The 18,584-nt window shown below is 58.4% G+C and carries 17 protein-coding genes, 1 tRNA gene and 1 pseudogene; 3 read left to right on the top strand and 16 right to left on the bottom strand.

All coding sequences use genetic code 11. The features are described from left to right. Positions 1-4 precede the first annotated feature (4 nt). Entirely contained in the window at positions 5-1,372 is a 1,368-nt protein-coding gene (locus tag BLU01_RS23925) for an MFS transporter (protein ID WP_331716111.1), read from the bottom strand. A 105-nt stretch (positions 1,373-1,477) separates the two neighbouring features. Between BLU01_RS23925 and BLU01_RS23920 the strand changes: the two genes are divergently transcribed. Then, positions 1,478-2,380, top strand: coding sequence for a LysR substrate-binding domain-containing protein (locus BLU01_RS23920; RefSeq protein ID WP_092280109.1), 903 nt, complete (start codon positions 1,478-1,480; stop codon positions 2,378-2,380). Here the strand turns inward: BLU01_RS23920 and BLU01_RS23915 are convergent. From BLU01_RS23915 to BLU01_RS23895, 5 genes and pseudogenes are all read right to left on the bottom strand, one after another. Continuing rightward, a pseudogene (locus BLU01_RS23915) lies at positions 2,377-4,472 on the bottom strand (EAL domain-containing response regulator). The gene BLU01_RS23920 and the pseudogene BLU01_RS23915 sit on opposite strands and share 4 nt — an antisense overlap. 9 nt (positions 4,473-4,481) lie before the next feature. Continuing rightward, positions 4,482-4,871, bottom strand: a complete 390-nt coding sequence (locus BLU01_RS23910; RefSeq protein WP_092280107.1) for a response regulator — start codon at positions 4,869-4,871, stop codon at positions 4,482-4,484. Then, positions 4,856-6,586 carry a PAS domain-containing sensor histidine kinase gene (locus BLU01_RS23905; protein ID WP_092280105.1) on the bottom strand — a complete coding sequence of 577 codons (1,731 nt, stop codon included), beginning with the start codon at positions 6,584-6,586 and terminating at the stop codon, positions 4,856-4,858. Before BLU01_RS23905 ends, BLU01_RS23910 begins: the two co-directional genes overlap by 16 nt. 239 nt (positions 6,587-6,825) lie before the next feature. Next, entirely contained in the window at positions 6,826-9,060 is a 2,235-nt protein-coding gene (locus BLU01_RS23900) for an ATP-binding protein (RefSeq protein WP_092280103.1), read from the bottom strand. Beyond that, positions 9,057-9,671, bottom strand: coding sequence for a biliverdin-producing heme oxygenase (locus BLU01_RS23895; protein ID WP_092280101.1), 615 nt, complete (start codon positions 9,669-9,671; stop codon positions 9,057-9,059). The genes BLU01_RS23900 and BLU01_RS23895 overlap by 4 nt, the downstream gene beginning before the upstream one ends. A gap of 220 nt (positions 9,672-9,891) precedes the next feature. Between BLU01_RS23895 and BLU01_RS23890 the strand changes: the two genes are divergently transcribed. After that, on the top strand, positions 9,892-10,404 hold the full coding sequence (locus tag BLU01_RS23890; protein ID WP_092280099.1) for a hypothetical protein: 513 nt from the start codon (positions 9,892-9,894) through the stop codon (positions 10,402-10,404). Positions 10,405-10,792: 388 nt separating this feature from the next. Here the strand turns inward: BLU01_RS23890 and BLU01_RS27660 are convergent. Continuing rightward, positions 10,793-10,907 (bottom strand) — tRNA-Ser (locus BLU01_RS27660). Positions 10,908-11,050: 143 nt separating this feature from the next. On the opposite strand from BLU01_RS27660, the gene BLU01_RS23880 reads away from it, so the two are divergent. Continuing rightward, positions 11,051-11,272: a hypothetical protein gene (locus tag BLU01_RS23880; protein ID WP_092280095.1), complete on the top strand. Its 222-nt coding sequence runs from the start codon at positions 11,051-11,053 to the stop codon at positions 11,270-11,272. On the opposite strand, the gene BLU01_RS23875 is transcribed toward BLU01_RS23880, so the two are convergent. The 9 genes from BLU01_RS23875 to BLU01_RS23840 form a co-directional block, all read right to left on the bottom strand. Next, positions 11,273-11,572, bottom strand: coding sequence for a hypothetical protein (locus BLU01_RS23875; protein WP_092280093.1), 300 nt, complete (start codon positions 11,570-11,572; stop codon positions 11,273-11,275). Between the two features lie 79 nt (positions 11,573-11,651). Further along, positions 11,652-12,089, bottom strand: a complete 438-nt coding sequence (locus BLU01_RS23870; protein ID WP_092280091.1) for a cell wall hydrolase — start codon at positions 12,087-12,089, stop codon at positions 11,652-11,654. A 62-nt stretch (positions 12,090-12,151) separates the two neighbouring features. Beyond that, on the bottom strand, positions 12,152-12,517 hold the full coding sequence (locus BLU01_RS27815; RefSeq protein ID WP_167370420.1) for a tail fiber assembly protein: 366 nt from the start codon (positions 12,515-12,517) through the stop codon (positions 12,152-12,154). Beyond that, positions 12,514-12,849: a hypothetical protein gene (locus BLU01_RS27810; RefSeq protein WP_167370449.1), complete on the bottom strand. Its 336-nt coding sequence runs from the start codon at positions 12,847-12,849 to the stop codon at positions 12,514-12,516. The genes BLU01_RS27815 and BLU01_RS27810 overlap by 4 nt, the downstream gene beginning before the upstream one ends. Beyond that, positions 12,849-14,027: a pyocin knob domain-containing protein gene (locus tag BLU01_RS27870; RefSeq protein WP_197675569.1), complete on the bottom strand. Its 1,179-nt coding sequence runs from the start codon at positions 14,025-14,027 to the stop codon at positions 12,849-12,851. The genes BLU01_RS27810 and BLU01_RS27870 overlap by 1 nt, the downstream gene beginning before the upstream one ends. Positions 14,028-14,049: 22 nt before the next feature. After that, positions 14,050-14,712 carry a hypothetical protein gene (locus tag BLU01_RS23855; protein WP_092280089.1) on the bottom strand — a complete coding sequence of 221 codons (663 nt, stop codon included), beginning with the start codon at positions 14,710-14,712 and terminating at the stop codon, positions 14,050-14,052. Next, entirely contained in the window at positions 14,709-15,080 is a 372-nt protein-coding gene (locus BLU01_RS23850; protein ID WP_092280087.1) for a hypothetical protein, read from the bottom strand. The genes BLU01_RS23855 and BLU01_RS23850 overlap by 4 nt, the downstream gene beginning before the upstream one ends. A gap of 3 nt (positions 15,081-15,083) precedes the next feature. Further along, a complete protein-coding gene (locus BLU01_RS23845) occupies positions 15,084-18,185 on the bottom strand; it encodes a phage tail protein (RefSeq protein ID WP_092280085.1) in 3,102 nt (1,033 codons plus the stop codon). Beyond that, the gene (locus BLU01_RS23840) at positions 18,185-18,583 is read right to left on the bottom strand and encodes a DUF6950 family protein (RefSeq protein ID WP_092280083.1); all 399 of its coding nucleotides are present in this window, start codon (positions 18,581-18,583) and stop codon (positions 18,185-18,187) included. Before BLU01_RS23840 ends, BLU01_RS23845 begins: the two co-directional genes overlap by 1 nt. Position 18,584: the final 1 nt, after the last annotated feature.

The following is an 18,584-nucleotide window of genomic DNA, read 5'->3' as shown; positions in this document are numbered from 1 at the left end:
GGGCTTAATGCGATGCGGCGTGGCTCGGCACCACGACGTCGGGCGAATTGCCGTTGCGCTTGCGCGGCGTTGGCGAGGTGGCTTTCGGCGTGGTGCGGGCGAAAAAGATCACCACGGCAGCCATCAGCGACGTCGCCGCGAGGCCGTACATGCCGCCCTCGATCGAGCCGGTGGTTTGCTCGAGAAAGCCGAACGCGGTCGGGGCAACGAAGCCGCCAAGGTTGCCGATGGAGTTGACTAACGCAATCACCGCCGCCGCGATCCGTGCGTCCAGATAGGCTTGCGGAATCGGCCAGAACAGCGCCGAGGCAGCCTTGAAACCGATTGCGGCAAAACAGATCGCGACAAACGCGAAGACCGGCCCGCCGGTAGTGGACATGAACATACCGAACGCGGCGATCACCAATGTCAGCGCGACCCACGCCTGCTGGAATTTCCATTTGCCGGCCAGCGCTGCGAAGCCGTACATCGCCACGATCGAGATGATCCACGGCACCGAGTTGAACAAGCCAACCTGGAAATCGCCCAGATTGCCCATCTTCTTGATCATGCTCGGCAGCCAGAACGTCGCGCCATAAATGGTCAGGGCAATGGAAAAGTAGATGAAGCAGAACAGCGCAATCTGCCGGTCGGCCAACAGTTTGAACATCGATGGCTTGACGCCTTTCACCGCTTCGCGCGCCTGCTGTTCTTCGGCAATCGCCGCGATCAAAGCGCCCCGCTCCTCGTCGCTCAGCCATTTCGCCTCACGTGGATGCGATTGCAGCCAGAACCAGACGAAACCGCACAACACGATGGACGCGAAGCCTTCGATCAGGAACATCCACTGCCAGCCATGCAGGCTCAAACCGTTGATGTTCAGCAGCGCACCGGAGACCGGGCCGGAGATCACCGAGGCAATCGCCGAGCCACTGAGAAACACCGCCATGGTCTTGCCGCGTTCAGACGCCGGCAGCCACTGGGTGAAGTAATAAATGATGCCGGGGAAAAATCCGGCTTCGGCGGCGCCGAGGATAAAGCGCAGCACGTAGAAACTGGTTTCGCCCTGAACGAAGGCCATCGCCATCGCGGCGGCGCCCCAGGTGAACATGATGCGGGTCAGCCAGACGCGCGCGCCGTAGCGTTGCAGCAGCATGTTGGACGGCACTTCAAACAGCGCGTAACCGACGAAAAACAGCCCGGCGCCCAAGCCATACGCCGCCGCGCCGATGCCGAGGTCGGTTTCCAAATGGCTGCGCACGAAGCCGATATTGACCCGGTCAATGTAGTTGACGATAAACATGACCACGAACAACGGCAGCACATGGCGTTTCACTTTGGACGCCGCACGGGCGAGTACCGTGGGCTGCGGCGAACTCTGCAGGGTTTTCAAGAGGCAACTCCCAATCTTGTTTTTGTAGGGACGAGCCGATCATGGACGCGACAATTGATCCCGTCTAATCTAACTTGGCATTCGATTGATACCTGGATTAGATCAATGTTCGAGCTTACCCAACTGCGCTGCTTCACCACGGTCGCCACCGAACTCAACTTCCGTCGCGCCGCCGAACGCCTGAACATGACCCAGCCGCCGCTCAGTCGGCAGATTCAATTACTCGAGCACCACCTCGGCGTCGAGCTGTTCACCCGCACCACCCGCAGCGTCGCGTTGACCGCTGCCGGCCGGGCATTTTTCATCGAAGCGCAGAACTTGCTCGAGCGCGCCCAACAGGCCGCCGTCACCGCGCGACGGTTCGCCGAAGGCGATATCGGCTCGGTCAATATCAGCTTCGTCGGCAGCGCGGTGTATGAATTCCTGCCCAAAGTCATCGCCGAGGCACGGCTGAAACAGCCTCACGTGAAAATCGATCTGACGGAGATGAACACCTACCAGCAGCACGAAGCCCTGCGCGCACGACGTATCGACCTCGGCATCGTCCGCGCGCCGCTGCTGGAACCGGGTTACGCCACCGAATGCCTGGTGCGCGAGCCGTTTGTGCTCGCAGTGCCGAGCAATCATCGACTGGCCAGCGCTGACAGCGTGTCCGTGCAGGACCTCGATGCCCAGCCGTTCCTGATGTACTCCCACGCTGCTTACCCACCGTTCAACGAACTGCTGACCGGCATGCTGCGCTCGGCCCGGGTGGCGCCGGAATACGTGCAATGGCTGGGTTCGTCGCTGACCATTCTGGCGCTGGTCAACGCCGGAATGGGTCTGGCGCTGGTGCCGCGTTGCGCGACGAGTGTGGTGTTCAAGAATGTGCAGTTTCGCGATATCGATCTGGGCGAAGGGGTGCAAAGCGAACTGCACCTGATCTGGCGCGAAAACAATGACAACCCGGCGTTTGCGATGTTGCTCGAAGGGATACGCCGGGCAGTCAGTGAGGGCTGGGGCGGCTAGGGCTCGGAGGCCTGCCGCTCACGCAAAAACACTTCCAGTTGGCCAATCGGCAGCGGTCGGCTGAACAGGTAGCCTTGAACCTGATCGCAACCGTTTTCGGTCAGAAATGCCAGTTGCTCGGCGGTCTCGACCCCTTCGGCGATCACTTGCAAATGCAAGCTGTGCGCGAGTTCGATAATCGTCCGCGCGATCGCCGCATCCTGCGGGTTGCTGGTGACTTCGCGGATAAAGGCGATATCGATTTTCAGCTTGTCGATCGGGAAACGCCGCAAATAAGCGAGGCTGGAATAACCCGTGCCGAAATCGTCGATCGACACCTTGATCCCCAGCGCCTGCAGTGTTTGCAAACTGGCGATGGTGTGCGAGGTGTTTTCCATCAAAGAGCTTTCGGTCAGTTCGATTTCCAGCCACTGCGGATCAATCCGATGGTCGATCAACGCTTGGCGAATACTGTCGATCAAGTCGCCCTCGATGATCTGCTGGCCCGACACGTTGACCGCCACCTGGAACGGCCCCAAATTTGCTGACAGACGCGGCGGATCACCCAACTGCCCACCTCGGAAATCAGCCCGAGGGTTTCCAGAATCGGCACAAACACCGCCGGCGAGACAGGCCCCAGGCCTGGGCGCGACCAGCGCAACAGGGCTTCCAACCCGCAAACGCAGCCATCCGCCAGACTGATCTTGGGCTGATAGAACAACTCGAATGCCTGCTGTTCTACCGCCTCGCGCAAGGCCGTTTCCAGCTCTTGCCGCGCCGACGCGTCGGCGTTCATTTGCGCGGTGTAAAAACGATAAGTGTCCCGGCCGATTTTCTTCGCGCGGTTCATCGCGGTGTTGGCGTGTTTGATCAACCGATGGGCGTCGTCGCCGTCGTCGGGGTACAGCGCGATGCCGATGCTGGCGGTCATCGCTGTGGCGTGATCAGCCAGCTGAAACGGTACGCGCAAGGCTTCGCGGATGCGTTCGACGGTTTGCAGCGGATCGGCCTGGCCCTCGCGAATCATCAGGATCAGCGCGAATTCGTCACCGTCCATGCGCCCCAAGGTGTCGCTGACGTTGAGGCAATGGGTCAGGCGCTGACTGAGCTCGGTGAGCATCTGATCACCCAGCAGATGGCCCCAGGTTTCGTTGACGTTTCTGAAATCATCGAGGTCGACGGTGACCACTGCCAATTGCCACCCGCTGAGCGCCGCTTGGGTCAATCCCATCTGCAACGTGGTGAAGAACAGATTGCGGTTGGGCAGACCGGTCAACGTGTCGTAATGAGCCATTTTCAGCATGCGCTGATCGGCTTCCTTGCGTTCGGTGATGTCGCGGGCAATCCCGACAATGATCCAGTCCTCGCCAGTCTTGTAGGCCTGGCGGTGGATTTCTACCGGGATATGCCGGCCGTCCTTGCAGTGGATGTGCGCTTCCATCGGCTCGCTGGGGCCTTTGCCGGCGATGATCTGGTCATACAGGCGCTCAAGCTGTTCGAGGGAACCATCGCTGAGGTCGGCGGGGGTTTTCTTCAGCAGTTCTTCGGGGCTGTAGCCCAATACCTGGCAGGCGCGCCGATTGAATTCGATCAGGCGCATGGTGCTGCGGTTGACGAGGAAAATCGCATCGCCCGAAGCGTCCATCGCCGAACGAAACCGCTCCAGGTCGATGGTGCGCTGCTGCAATTGGTCTTCCAACATCAGGCTGTGGCTTTTCAGGTAATCGCCGAACGCCTTGAGCCGCAGCAGATTGCGCACGCGCAGCCATAACTCGGCACTTTCCACCGGTTTGCTGAGAAATTCTTCGGCACCCGCCTCCAGCCCGGAAATCCGCGCACTCTGTTCGCCGAGGGCCGAGAGCATGATGATCGGGATGTTGGCGGTGGCCTTGTGGGACTTGAGCTCGCGCGCCACTTCGTAGCCGTCCATGCCCGGCATCATGATGTCGAGCAGGATCAAGTCGGGCGGTTGTTGCGCGACCAGCGCGAGGGCTTCCTCGCCGGAACTGGCGGTCAGGGTCTGGTAACCCTGATTCTGCAAGAGGATTTGCAGCAGTTTGCGGACATGGGTTTCATCGTCGACGATCAACAGGGTAGCGGCGGTGTCGGACATGGAAAGAGCTCAGGTAGAGGGCTGTTGAGGCAGAGTGTTTTGCAGCAACGTGTCGATGACCCGGTAGAGCTCCTTGTAGCGCAGCGGTTTGATGATGTAGGCGTTGCAACCGGCCAGACGGGTTTTCTCCTCGTCTTCTTTCATGGCCATGGCGGTGAGCGCGATCACCGGGATCGAGGCGGTCAGCGCGTCTTGCTTGAGTAAAGAAGTGGCTTTGAGGCCATCCATTCCCGGCAACTGGATGTCCATCAGGATCAGCGCGGGTTGCCGCTCGCGGGCCAGCTTCAGGCCGGTCTCCGCATCAGCTGCGCACACCACGCTGTGGCCGGCGCTGGTGAGCAGCAACCGGGCGAGGCGCATGTTGGCGGCATTGTCTTCGACGATCAGGATCTCGGCCATGGCGCCTCCACAGTGGTTGAATGTCGGATCGGCAGCCACGCCACGAATCGCGCGCCCGCCCCTTCCAGGCTGGCGACGGCGACACTGCCGCCGTGCAGCTCGGTCAATTGCTTGACCATCGCCAGGCCCAGGCCGGTGCCCTCGAATTTGCGTGCCAGGCTGCTGTCGATCTGGCTGAACGCCTTGAACAACTTGTTCATGTTGCCCCTCGCGATACCAATGCCGGTGTCGCTGACGCTCAACTCGAGAAACTCTGGGTAATCGCTGTCGGGAATCTGAAAGCCGTGCACCGGCCAGTCACCTTCAAGCGTGCCCACTTGCTCACGCCCGACCCGGCGCACCGCCAACGTGACCAAACCGCCCGCCGCGCTGAATTTCACCGCGTTGGCCAGCAGGTTGTAGACGATCTGTTTGGTCTTGCGCAGGTCGAGCTCGAAGGTGCCGATGTCGCTGTCCGATTGCAGTTTCAGCTGGATGCGTTGCAGTGCGGCTTTCTCGCGCACGATCAGCAGGCTGTTGCTCAACAGGCTTTGCAGTTCGACCGGTTCGAGTTCCAGTTCCATCATCCCGGCTTCGACCTTGGACAGGTCGAGGATGTCATTGATCAATGACAGCAAGTGTTGGCCACTGTTGAAAATGTCGCCGATGTACTCGCGCTGGGTTTCGGTCATGTCGCCGACCATGCCGTCCTTGAGCGCTTCGGAAAAACCGATGACCGCGTTCAGCGGCGTGCGCAGTTCGTGGGACATGGTGGCGAGGAATTCGGACTTCATGTGGCTGGCATGTTCGAGCTCGATGTTCTTCTCTTCCAGCGTGCGTTCGAAGCGTTTGCGTTCGGTGACATCGCGGGCAGCAGCGAATACGCCTTGCAGCTTGCGGTCGCGGTCATGAAAGGTCGCCGCGTTGTACGAAACCACGGTTTCAGTGCCGTTATAGGCGCGCACGGTGAGCTCGTAATCGCTGACCTTGTGTTCGCTGAGCACACGCTTGATCGCCGCTTCGGCGCGCGCCGGGTCTGTGAAAAAGTTCTTGCACGGCGCACCGATCAGCTCGTCCCGGGTGCGCCCGGTCAACGCCATCATCTGCATGTTGACGTCGGAGATGATGCCTTGCGGGTCGGTCATCATCAGCGCATCGATGTTCGATTCGATCAGCGAGCGGGTATAAAACTGTTGATCGCGCAGGCGTTGGTCAAGCAAGGCCTGGGTCGCCTCCTCTTGCTTGCGCGCAGTGTTATCGGTGCCGATCAGCAGGTAACCGATGATGGTTTCGGCGCTGTCGCGCAGCGAAGTCACCGACACCATCGCCGAGAGACGGCTGCCGTCCTTGCGGATGTAGGTCAGTTCATAAATGTCTTCGATGCCCCGGGACGCCTTGAACACCAACGCTTCAAACCCCGGCGTGATCGGCGTATTGAGCTCGAGGCTGAGGGCGGCGGCGCGGGTGATCAGTTCATTGGGGTCGGAAATGTCCGCCGGGGTGATCTTGTCGACCACGTCCTCGGACTTGTAACCGAGCATGCGCTCGGCGCCGACATTGAAGATCTGGATCACGCCTTTTTCGTCAGTGGCGATGCTGGAAAAGTAGGCGCTGTTGAAGATCGCGTCCTGCAACGCGCCAGTCTTGAGCAGGGTTTTCTGCCGACGAAACTCGACGATTTTTTCAGCCCGAGACTGGGGCTCGGCTGGCGGACGATCTATTGGCGGTGTGGGCATGATGCGTTTCTCGTGAACTCGCGAACCTGCCCGTAATGACGGTGCCGTAAAGCTGCTTACGGTAGATCATCCGAATGGATGAAAAGAGGTCTTCAAAACAATAGCAGAGCAATTTGCCAGAGAGTGCACTGGCAAGCTTTCAACATGCTTTCAGGTGAAGGATAACTTCGGGTTATCCGCACATGCCGAGGTCAATCGCCGGCCGCGTGCCGGCGATCAATTGGCTCTTTCCTGACGACTCAAACCTTCGGCACGGTAAACCGAAACTCGGTGCCCCTACCCACTTCACTCTGTGCTTCGATGCGCCCACCGTGAGCCTCGACGATGCCTTGGGTGATGTAAAGTCCCAGACCGGTTCCGGAAGGATTGCCCTCCTTGACCGTCCAGTAGCGATCGAACACAAACGGCAATTGGTCTGCCGGGATCCCCTCGCCGGTATCGCGCACGCTGAAGACAATTTCATCGCCCGAGGCCATCGCCACCACGCCGATCTTGCCACTGCGCGGCGTGAACTTGATCGCGTTGCCGACCAGATTCGACAGCACTTGGAACAGCCTTTCCGGGTCGGCGTTGATCTTCAGTTGCGGCTCGGCGTGGAAGGAAATTTCGATGTCCTTGTCCAGCGCCAGCGGCGACAGCAAGGCATTCGCTTCTTCGAACATTTCCGCCACCGCCAGCGGCTGCGGGGTGATGGTGTAGCGCCCGGCATCGATCTTCGAGGTGTCGAGCAAATCTTCCAGCAGCGTGTTCATCCGGCTGGTCGCCTGCTGCATGGTGTCGATGGCCGTAGCGATGCGCCGCGAGGTGTGCTGACCGTCGGAGCTGAAGGCCTTTTGCATCATCCCGCAGAGCATCGAAATGACCGTCATCGGATTGCGCAGGTCGTGAGACACCACGGCCACCAGGTCATCTCGCGCCTGAACCGCACGCTGCTCGCGCAGCACCTGACGCGCCAGGTCACTTTCGAGCGCCGAACGCCGCAAATCGTTGGCGGCGAACAAATCGCCGTGGCTCCATTTGGTGGAGATCCCGGCCATCTCGACTTTCCAGATCTCGAACGAAGTCCGTGGACGCAAACGCAGGCCGCCGTCGGAATTTTCGAGGTTGAGTGGCTTGTTCGGGTCGCCACTCCAATTGATGTTTTCCTTCACCTCGGGGCGAAACCACAACACGCCGTTGTCCACCGGTTTCGGCAGGCTCATGGCGAGCACGCCGCTGGCGACTTGGGTGAACGCGGCGGCCGGCGGATACACCAGCGACAGTTGATGACTGGAAAAAACCTTCTGCGAAGAGGTCTGCAACCACTTGTGCAACGCACGAATTTCTTCGGGCTCGGGGCAGTTGCCGTAGCGATGCAGTTGCTTGTCTTCGATGATCGCCACACCGCCGGCATTGGCCAGCGCCATCAACAACTGTGGCTGCTGCGCGAGGCCGTCGAAAACGTTTTCCGTCGAGTCGATCATCGCTTGATTGAGCAACGCCAACGCGTCGATTTTGTCTTCACGTTGGCGGCTGACTTCCAGCGCTTCCATCGCACTGATCTGCAGCGACAACACTTGGCCGATGGTCTGGCAGGCGCTGCGCAATTCGTGCGGGACGTGCAACGGCTGGCGATTGCCACAGCTGATCAGGCCCCAGAGCTTGTCGCCCTTGAGCAGCGAAATGCTCATGGAGGACAGCACGCCCATGTTCTTCATGTACTGGCAGTGAATCGGCGACACGCTGCGCAGGCTGGCGAAGCTCAGGTCCAGCGGCTGGCCGGTATCGGGGCGCAGCTTGGGCACCAGCGGCACCGGTTGATAATCGGCGTTGGGGATGATTCGCAGCCAATTGGTGCGGTACAACTCGCGCGCCTGCTCGGGAATGTCCGAGGCGGGGAAAAACAGCCCCTGAAACACGTCCATATCCGGCGACGTCGCTTCGGCGATCACCTGACCGTGACCTTCTTCTTCAAAGCGATAGATCAGCACCCGGTCGTAACCGGTGATCTGCTGGATTTCCTCGACACTGGTTTCATACAACGCCTGCAGCGTTTTCGCACGCTGAAGGCGCTGCAACATACGGCCGAGGTTATTCGGCTTGCCGTCGACCGTGCGCGGCTGAAACGCCGGATCCTCGACCTCCAGTTCTAGCACCAGAACACCTTGATGGCGGTGCACAAAACCTTCGAACGTGGCGCCGTTGAGAGTGAAAAACAATTCGGCGCCGTCCAGCGGATTGTCCTGCTGCGCCGCTTGTTCGATCGCTTGCGCGTAGTCAGCGCCGACCAGCCGCTGCAATGGCTCGCCGACCATCTCCTGCGCTGCGCGACCCAACAAGTCCTGAACGTTGGCGCTGATCTGCACAATACGCAGATCCGGCTCGGACAAGGTCAGCAGCACGCCGTGTGGCTGGATCGCGCCGGGCGTGCGAATCGGCTCGTCGCTACAATTGTTGAGCAACTCGTCAAAAGCGTCTTTGTCCAACGGATTCATAAAAGCACCTCTGTGCGATCGAGCCAGCGCTCAAAGCAGGCAAATGTTTGCTGGGCGGCGTCGACGACAGCTTGCCGACTGGACGCGTCAAATGGGCTGGTGGCCAGGTAATCGGTGAAATCGCGCCAGCGACGACCGGTGGCGGCACCGTAGATATCCAGAAAAGCGGCGCCATTGTCGGCATCCAGATTCAGGCGCGCAGCAATCTCGCGCCGCAGGATTTGCCCACCGAGGGTCGCGCCTTCGAGCACGTACAAAACGCCGAGACAGGCTGGAGCAGAAACGGTCGCGGGCAAGGTCTCGCAAAGCGGCAATTGATCGATAGCCTGATCACTCAGCCCCAGCGCCAGCAAATCGCTGCGCAGCGTGGGCGTCTTCAGGCGCACGGCCAGATCAAAGTCGTCGGGAGTATTTCCACTGTCTTTCAGGCGCTGTTCCAACGGCTGGTAAAAACCGTAATAGGCCTGAACAAGACGCTGGTAATGAGCGTGGTCCAGCGAAGGGGAAAAAAACGGCAGGCGTTTCTCTAAAGCAATGTGCAGTTGCGCGGTACCCGCTCGCAAGTTCTGCAGGAGTAAGGAAGCGCCGACGCTGCGGTTATTTGATTGCATGTATAAGCTCTAGCGGTCGGGCCTCATCACGGCCATGGGCGAACGGGGGGCGAAACGTTTGGGCGGGAATTCTAACGCAAAGGAGAATGGAGCTTGTGGCTGTCAGATGTCTGGGGTTCGAAAAAATTCAAAGAATTTGGATGCAGGGTTTGGATCTTACGATTTTGTTCAGCCATGTCACGATGCACGGAATGCGATCAAACAATAGGGAAAGTGGGTAATGTCGATCTGGTCACGTGTTGAATCCGTGTTCATTTTTCTCGCAGCATTATGGGTATTGATTGCTTCCGGAGTTTGGGTAACCGCTGATTCAACCAACCCCAAAATGAGCCAGCGGCTTACCGCACTGGTGGCCACCATGAACGAACATCGGATTTCCCACTACCAGAATCAGGACTGGTGCACGCGTATCGATTCCGAATCTGGAAACTACGCAGACCAACCGAGTTCCACGTGTGGCAGCGATGACGGGAACAAGCCTTTCGACGCACACGGAGCACGGCTGTTCAGCGTGGTCAGCGACGCGGCAGAAGAAGCGCAGATAGCGCCCATCAGGATCGACATTCGGTCAGAGCATGGGCGCGTAACGTTCGCGACAATCAGCCTTTCGTGCTTCCTGTGCTACGCGTCCTATATTTATTCGCCACAAAAGCCTTATGTCACTCAGGAGCGCAAACCCACAGATGTGATCAATATGACTGGGGATTGGTATTACGAAAACACCGGGATTTGAAAGGTATCTGGCCGAACTCACCGGCCGGATGGCAATCTGGAACCGTATCCGTAGTTTTCGTGAAGTAACTAAAGCAATGATTGCCCGGCTGTCGCGGGCATCGAATCAATGGGCTTTGGATTGGACCTTAAAGCCATATGCGAACGTCAGCTGACCAAGCGTGTCGCCTGGATAAGCACATGACAACGAAAATCCGACTCTGATGATTTTCATGTACGAGACGCGAATCACGCTGCCACCCGAAGTCGAGCTCATCTCCATTAAGGGACTAACTCTGGCCTCCGTATCAGCTAGGGTTTCCACCCAGAGCCAGTGGTTCTGTAGGGGTAAAAACCACTGAAAATAAAAAGGGGCCGCGAGATAAAATCTCGTGACCCCTTGAATTATATGGTCGGGACGGAGTGATTCGAACACTCGACCCCTAGCACCCCATGCTAGCAGAACTCCTTAAAGCCCAATGAAATCAGGGCTTTGCACCTAGCGCTCGCTGCAACGATGCCCCACGGTGCTTTACTGGAATTAGCGAATCCCCGAAAATCCCCCGACGTAGTTTTTACCCTCTCCCGACGTCCTGTCGACCGAACACAAATCCTTTCGAACACAGTCTGTCTACTGCTACCCTGCCCTTTTCATGGAGGAAAGCAGCATGTCAGATGCAGACCTGATCCACCCCCTCTTCAAAGCGATCAACGAAAACCAGCTCGCACTGGAGGCTGCTCTCTTGGAACTGTCTAACTGGATCGAGCGGCAAGGCGGTGTCGAGGCAAGCAGGAATGCGCGAGCTGCACTCGAGGCACTGGACCGTAACGATGCATTCATCAAATTGACGATCGCGATGCTTAGGCCGTCGGACGGTTGCGGCTTATAGTCAGACCTCCCTGCAATACCACGACTGCGCATACAGCCGGCCGTCGAGTTCTTCCAAACCGCTGAGCGTAAAGGCGTTGGTCGCCATCCCCGACAGTCGAGCATCGAGCAGCGGCGGCAGAGGGGTCGCGTCGAGCGGCATACCCTGCGGCCTGATTTCGGCGATATCGCTGCTTCTATTAAGCGCCTGGCACATCTGACTCCTGATGTTGATGTCGCCCCTAATTGGCTTTCCGCCTTGGATATCCTTCCAAGACCGGGCGACGCCGTGTTCTCTCATGTGGGTGATTAGGAAATACATCTTGCTTGCTCGATACTGGATAGATAAACAGTATCGTTTCGGGCATATGCTTATTCAACCGGCGCTGACGAATGACTTGTCAGGGCACATCTTTGAAAAACAGATGTTGCCCGAGCTTGAGTGTTTGCTTGGCGCCCCTCGTCCACGTCGGCGGACGCGGCATGGTCGTAGCGTAATAGTGCGTGGCACCTTTGGTTGGGTCCGGCGCCTTGCTGTCGATCACATGGTCTGCCGCCATCCGCGCCCGGGCGAGCTCTTTTGCTGGAATCGGCTTCGCGCCACTCAGATACGCATAGTTGGGGTCGTTCTTGTTCCAGCAGCTGAACTGCCACGGCTTCAGGCACACACCGGCATAGCCCTCGCCCCACCAGTCCGGCTTGCCGTCGTTGTGCAGGTCCATCTCCACGCGGTTGCGGATGGTCCAGGCTACGGCGATCTGTCCAGCCAGGCTTTCGCCGCGCGCCTCGCCCCACAAGGTGCGGGCGAGGATGTCGCGGTCTTTTTCGGAAACAGCCATTGGTTTTCTCCAGGCAAAAAAAATCCCGCTCGATGGCGGGTGCTTTGGGGTGCTGTAACGCGTCACATCAGGTCGATGGAACGAGCCTCTGGCGCAGCAATGATTACGGGCACAATTGGCTCAACGGGCCACACGGGCGCGGCGTACCAGGTCGCCTGAGTTGTGACCTTGCCGAGCGCGAACTTGTAGGTCTTCCAGGCTTTGAGATTGATCAGTAGTGCGGCTTGCTCTGCCTCATCTTCCTCGGTCGCTTCGCCGATATCGATGCCAAAACCGATAGTGTCCACACGGTCCTGAATTCGCCCAATCTGAGTAACGGCACTGGCATTCCGGGCTGAAAGCTCTGTCTTCGCCGTGGCAAGTTGTTCAGCCTGGGCAGCAGCGTCCTTCATTGCTTTCGTAATCAGCTGGCTCCAGTCGATATTCATACGCCCTCCTTGCTTACGGTTTCTTCGACTTCTGGCGGTAGCGGTGCAGGGAAAATGACGATGCCGTCCGGCACGCTCAACAGCGGCTGTGGAAAAGCCTGCTCCGGGCTGAAGTTCGTCGGAAGAGGCAGGAACAATGTCAGTTCAAGTTCTCCGTCGCGTTTCTCGACCGGCCCGGCGAACCATATTGAGTCAATGGCGGCAGCCGGCAGCGTGTCGCCGTCAGCCATCGGTGAAAAATCGAAGGCCTCGCCATTGATTGTAAGTGTTTCGCCTGAGCGAACGACTTCAATTCCGAAATCCCGACTCTGCGGGGAAAGATTAATGCGCATCAGAACCACCTCCCAATTGCGACATACCGACAGTTAGCAACCGTCTGCGCCACCGAACCGTTTCTGAAAATTGCCGTGGCACTGTGCACGGCTTTGCTGTTCACCCGTGTGAAACCATACATGTCGTTGCTCGCGTTCGGCGAGCCATTGCACTCAAAGTAGTAATTCGTATTGATGAACAACGCGGGAAAGGTAGCAGGCGATGAAACCGTAGCGACTGAGCCAGCGGCCACGGCAAAGTCCGGCATTGGCCCTTGGCAGATCAGAGTGCCGTCGGCGAGCTTCGTGTAAGTTCCATTGGCGTTGGTGAGCGTTTCAATAATGGCACCAGTGGGAGTCCCACCCGACTGAGCAACCGTCCCCACAATTGCCGACGGCGTCAGTTTGGCAGCTGTACCGGTACTGTTTCCCGTCCCGCCCTGGGCAATGCTGAGCTCAGTGGTCAGTCCAGAGAGCGACGTGATGTTGCTGTTGGCCCCACCTTTTACCAAAGTCTCCCATGCACCCCATGTCCCCGCCACTTGCGTACGGTGGTACAGGTTGTTGGTGGTCAGGCCTTGAGCAAACTGAGAGGCATAGCCGGCGGCGGCATGAGGGTCGTGCTCGATGCTGCAGGTGGACTCTGGCAGGTTGAGCCCGCCAGAGGCAAAGGTGTAGCGGCCCTGCACCGGCAAATTGTTCGCATCTACAGTGTTGCCTTGTTGCAAGCCACCATTGCCCATCCGACCGAAAGCGCCCACGACCAACAAGCTGTTGAGAGTCTTATCCGAGAAGCCGGTTTGACGCACCAGGTTCAGGGCGCTTTGCGCATCCGCCTGGGTGTTACCGCCGGTGCCGCCGTAGATAATGGGCAGCACTTCGAAATTTGCTGTCGATCCGAGCGCGGCCAGCTTCGCGCCGTATGTATTAACGAGCGAACGCAAGGCGTCGGCAGAATCTTTGACGTAGCCCTGCATGGGCGCCAGGGCGTACCCGGCTCCAGCGCCGGTTGACGACAGATAGGCGGGAGAAATCGATAGGGCGGTATCGCTGGCGATGTTGACTACTTCGTACCATCGACCATCAGGCCCGCGGAAGGCATCACCCACGCGGCCATTGGCAATGAATGCCGTGCCCGTGCCAATAACCGTTGTTGAATTTAAGGCGACAGCGACCGTTCCCGATTTATACCAGGGCATTGATTATCTCCAAAAGTTTGGGTCAGGCCAGTAACTTGGCGCAGAGAAAAGGACGATGACCTTGATCGGTCCAGGCGGCGGTGGCTAAGCTGTAAAGCATGATCCGTCCATTGGCGTAATCCACGCCCACTGCGCAACCGCCGCCCGTGGCTCCGTCGTGGCAATGCATTGCGAATGAATTGATTGCGATGAACTCGCCGACACCCATTACTTTATTTATGCTCCAGAAGTATCTCCGCCCAACCGAAAGCAATTCATTACCCACGTACGTCCAGTTACCAGCAGCGAAAGTTACGATTACTGCTGGCGCACCGCTGTCATATACAAGCTCTCCTCCCGCACCCCACAACCTCATTCCATAGTTTGCAGTTCCCATCGACGCCCATGCCGCCACAAAGTACTGACCGCTGAGCACTCCGTTAACGTTTGAGGCGTACATTGCAAATCCCGTCCAATTGCCTGGCCCTCCAGTAAACCAAATGGATATGGGAACCTGTATTTGTCCGTTTTGATCTGGACGAATAAAAACGATTGGAGGGTCTTGGCTGGTCACGGCCCGGGCGAATGTGCCAATTGCTGATCCGTTACCAGAGTACGAGCCTCTTGTGAGCATGCACAGGCGGGGAGCCTCAGAGTCGATCTGGATGTAAGAGCTATCGTTGATGCTCTGAAAGCCGTGGGTCATGTGGAAAACCTTATCGCGTAGGCCTTGGCGACAATCCTTGTCTGGTTGGTGTTGTTCAGGTTTGCAGAGGGGTTGGCAGACCTGACAACAACCTGGCCAACCGAAGTAGTTACATAGGGGTATGACTTGGTGTTGCCTGTTGCATCCCCCTCCGCTGTTTGCACATCCTGAGGTCGTGTCGGGATAATCATGAAAACGCAAGTTGCGGGGTTAAACCCGGGAATGTTGAAAGTGTAAATCGTCGGAGTGTTACCACTCGTCATGCTGAAGTTGATCACTCCCTGCCAAAGAACCTGATAGGTGAATGAGTTGGTATCCATGCCGAGTTGGCCGCTCTCGTTGAAAACCTGAGCCCCATAAAGCGCCATTGTTCACCCCAGATAGCCGAGACGGACGCGCAACACATTGTTGGCGTCGTAGACGGAGACGTTTAGCGAGTTGATGACAAGACGGCCTTGGCCGGGCACAACACCGTTGATTTCCAGCGTGCCGTCCTTATTCAGGATCCACCCCTGCTGACCGGCGATGTAGTTTGTAGAGCTGATGTAGCTGCCGATCTTGGCATTGGTGATCGTGCCATCCGCGATGAAAGCCGAATTGATGAACACCTGGCCGCCCTGCACCGCAAAGGGAACTGAGACGGCGCCGCCGGCGATGGTATTGACGATGGCAAAGCGGTCGGCGCTGACAAGAAACTGGCTTTGCAGGCCTGCGCCTGTGTTCTCGATGCCAAGCCCTATGCCGGCGGCAATGTACTGCCCGCCTGCGGTGACCTGCATCTTCACCGACCACATCGTCGTCAACTTTCCGGCGGTATCGGCGTAGGCCGTTGCCGTCTGCTGGATCGCGGCAGTGTTCTGCTGGATCGCCCCTGCCTGTTGCTGAATTGCTCCGCCCTGCTGCTGGATGGTCGAACCATTCTGCCCAACAGTGACGCTGAGCTGATCGATCTTCGTTGCAGTGGAAGACTGGTTGGTCGAAACGACCTGCTCCAGCGTGGTGACGTTCGCCGCGTTCTGCCCGACCTTGGCATCAAGAGTGGTCGTGATTTGGGCCATCGCCTCGTTTTCCGAAGTCCTGACCTTGGCCTCAGTCGCGATCGCCGCCGTGCTGGTCCAACCCTTCAGCGCATCAGCCAGCTCCCCTTCCCCGTTGTCATCCCGGGATGAGGCGCGCAACGCTTGGAAGGCCGTTGCCTGCGCCGTTACAGCGCCGTCGAGCTCGGTGATATCAGCTGTGTTGAATGCGACCTGCTGGGCCAGGCCGCCGACTGTTTCAATCGACTGCCCAACGTCCAGCCAGTAAGTGGCATTCGGTGGAGGCGTGTTGATCGGGACCGCGATTTTGGCCTGAAGTATCCGGTCATTCTCGACGATCATCTGGCCCTTCGCGTACGTTTGACCTGGCTTGTACGCAGTGAGGCCGTCGAGCGCATCGATCTGCGCCTGCAGCCCTGGGATCTTCTCGATCTCGCCGAGCAGGTTCTGGCTCAGCTCCGTCTTGGTGATCTTGCCGGCGAGCGCGGCCAGATAGGCCGAAACGTCATTGGAAGTCGAAGTCGGCACATAGAGGAATGCACTTTTCCCATAAGCATTGATCGATCGCACGAAGTAATAATAATTCGTGTAGAACGCCAAGCCTGTATGTGTGAAAGACAACCCTTGCCCCAAGTAGTAAGCATTCGCCGCTGTTGCCGTCGGCGAGGTGCTGAAGAAGTACTCGTATGTGCCGCCATTGAGCCCGTAGTTCGGGTTCTGAGGGATCAGCACGATATTATTGATCGAGGATTGGACCACGCAGGATTCGGGGATTGGCGGACCGTTTATGCTGATCACGATTGTCGCCTCGCCAGAGCGCGCCATAGGCCCGGCCGCCGAGACACTCAGCGTGTAATTGCCAGACGGAAGACCATTGACGGCGCACTCTGTCGACGTGGCCGGAACGTTGTGCGATTGAATGACGTTCGCGCCTTGGCGCACGGTCAGGATGTATTCCTTCACGATTCCAGCGGGCGGCATCCACGACAGCACGCCTTGAATCACCTCCGCGCCGGTGTTCTGGGTCCACGTGAGATTCGTCGGCGAGCCCAAGCCGCCGGCTGGCAGATTGATAAAGCCGATCGGGTTATATGGCTGCCCCACCGCATCGTTGAACTGCGCAGCCTCGTATTGGGCGACCGACACACTGCAGCCGTCTTTGTTTCCCATCGCCCAGTTGGTGACGATGAACTCACCCAAGATGTTGAGCGAAGGGAGATTCACCCGGATAACACGACCTGGGCGGCAGTTGTAGCCGGACAGATTCATTGGAATGTTGATCGTGCCACCGCCGCGCCGCCTACGCAGTTCGATATTGGCCAATCGCTGGGACTGGTACGGGTCGGTGACGTAGGAGAAGGTCAGCGTTTCCGCGGCTTCACCGCCATCTTCAACCACCCACTCATCGATTCGAACCTCTGGATAGTCCGTCTCAGTCCAGGATTGCGACGGATCAATGAAGGTGCCGCGGACGGTATTGATGGCGGCATCGTTGGTAGGCTCGGTGCTGCCTGTGATGGTGCCGATCACCATGTCTTCGGTGACTTCGAAGTCATACGGGCCGTAATAGGCGCCCGCCTGAAGCATCCATCGGCCGCCCACGCGGATCAGTTTGCCTGCGCATGACGCCTCCAGCTTTTGCAGGACGCCCCCGCGCTGTTCATCAGCTCCAATGACGCAGGCCGACCGGTAGCGTTGGCTGGTGGAGCCTCCCGCGTTTATGACGCTTTCGTCGCAGACGTTGGCTGCGCTGGCGAAGGTCGAGAAGACGATTTCATCATCAGGCACGCCGCAGCGCGATCGCAAAAACCAAAGGATGTGCAGCGCGGTGTTGCCCGAGTAACCGGAAGTGCCTGAGCGCGGGTCATAGATATCGTTTCTGCCCCGGACAATGAAGCGAACATCAGGAATGCCGGAGGGGAACTTCTCCGCGCTGTAGCGCAGTGAAAGCCGAACGAACGACAGTCCTCGACCAATTTGGCTGTCTTTCCAGCCGGCGCAATTGGCCACCAAGAAAGCATTTGGCTGAGTGGGGTTCACGATCAGTTCATAGCTCGCGGACGCGCCGAACGAGCCGATCTCTTCCTCGCCGAGGTAGATGTTTTCCAATGCATCAATGGGGCCTTCGCTCAGCACATAAACCATGTGCAGCCACTCGCCCTCACTCTGCACGCCGGATTGCTCTTGAGCCCAGACCAGCACGCCACCGGTGGCCACGCGCCCGAGAATGAAACGGACCGGTGCCTTCGATGACCTGACGGTTTGAGCTGATGGCTCGCTGTTCCTGAGTGGAGATTTGGTGTTGAGCTTTTCTTGCTGCTCCGCAGCATAGAAGGCCAGGCCGGCGCCGATCACTGCGCCCCACGGGCCACCTTGAGCGAAACCAACAACCGCGCCGACGACGACTTGGGCGAGCTTTTTAACTCCAGAACTCATTATTCAACTCTCCATGCCGCCAGCGGTTCGCACTCAACCCGCGAAACGCCGTCATCGGTGGTTGACCAGTAATCCCCGGCCCAGAAAACAGCCATGCTTCGGCCGCGCGGCGCGTCGTACAGCACAACGTCCCCGCGCTGGATATAAGGCAGAGCAATCCGCGAGAAGCAGGCGTCCCATGCCGCTTCGAGGCTGCCGTGCTGTCTCTTCAACTGCCGCTTGGCGCCGCTCTCGGTCTTGTACTTGCCGCGGTAATTCGTCGCTGGATCGACACCGCATACGGCGGCCGAGCAATCAGCGGCGAACACGCAGCAGTCAAATTCGCCCCATGAAAAAGGCCGCCCTTGGGCGGCCTTGATCACGTCATGCAGACGCGTGGTCCAATCTCTGTGTCGCATG

Origin of the sequence: Pseudomonas prosekii (assembly GCF_900105155.1) — a bacterium.
GTDB lineage: Bacteria > Pseudomonadota > Gammaproteobacteria > Pseudomonadales > Pseudomonadaceae > Aquipseudomonas > Aquipseudomonas prosekii.
Note: the sequence above shows the minus strand (reverse complement) of the source record. Positions and strands in the feature narration are given on the sequence as shown.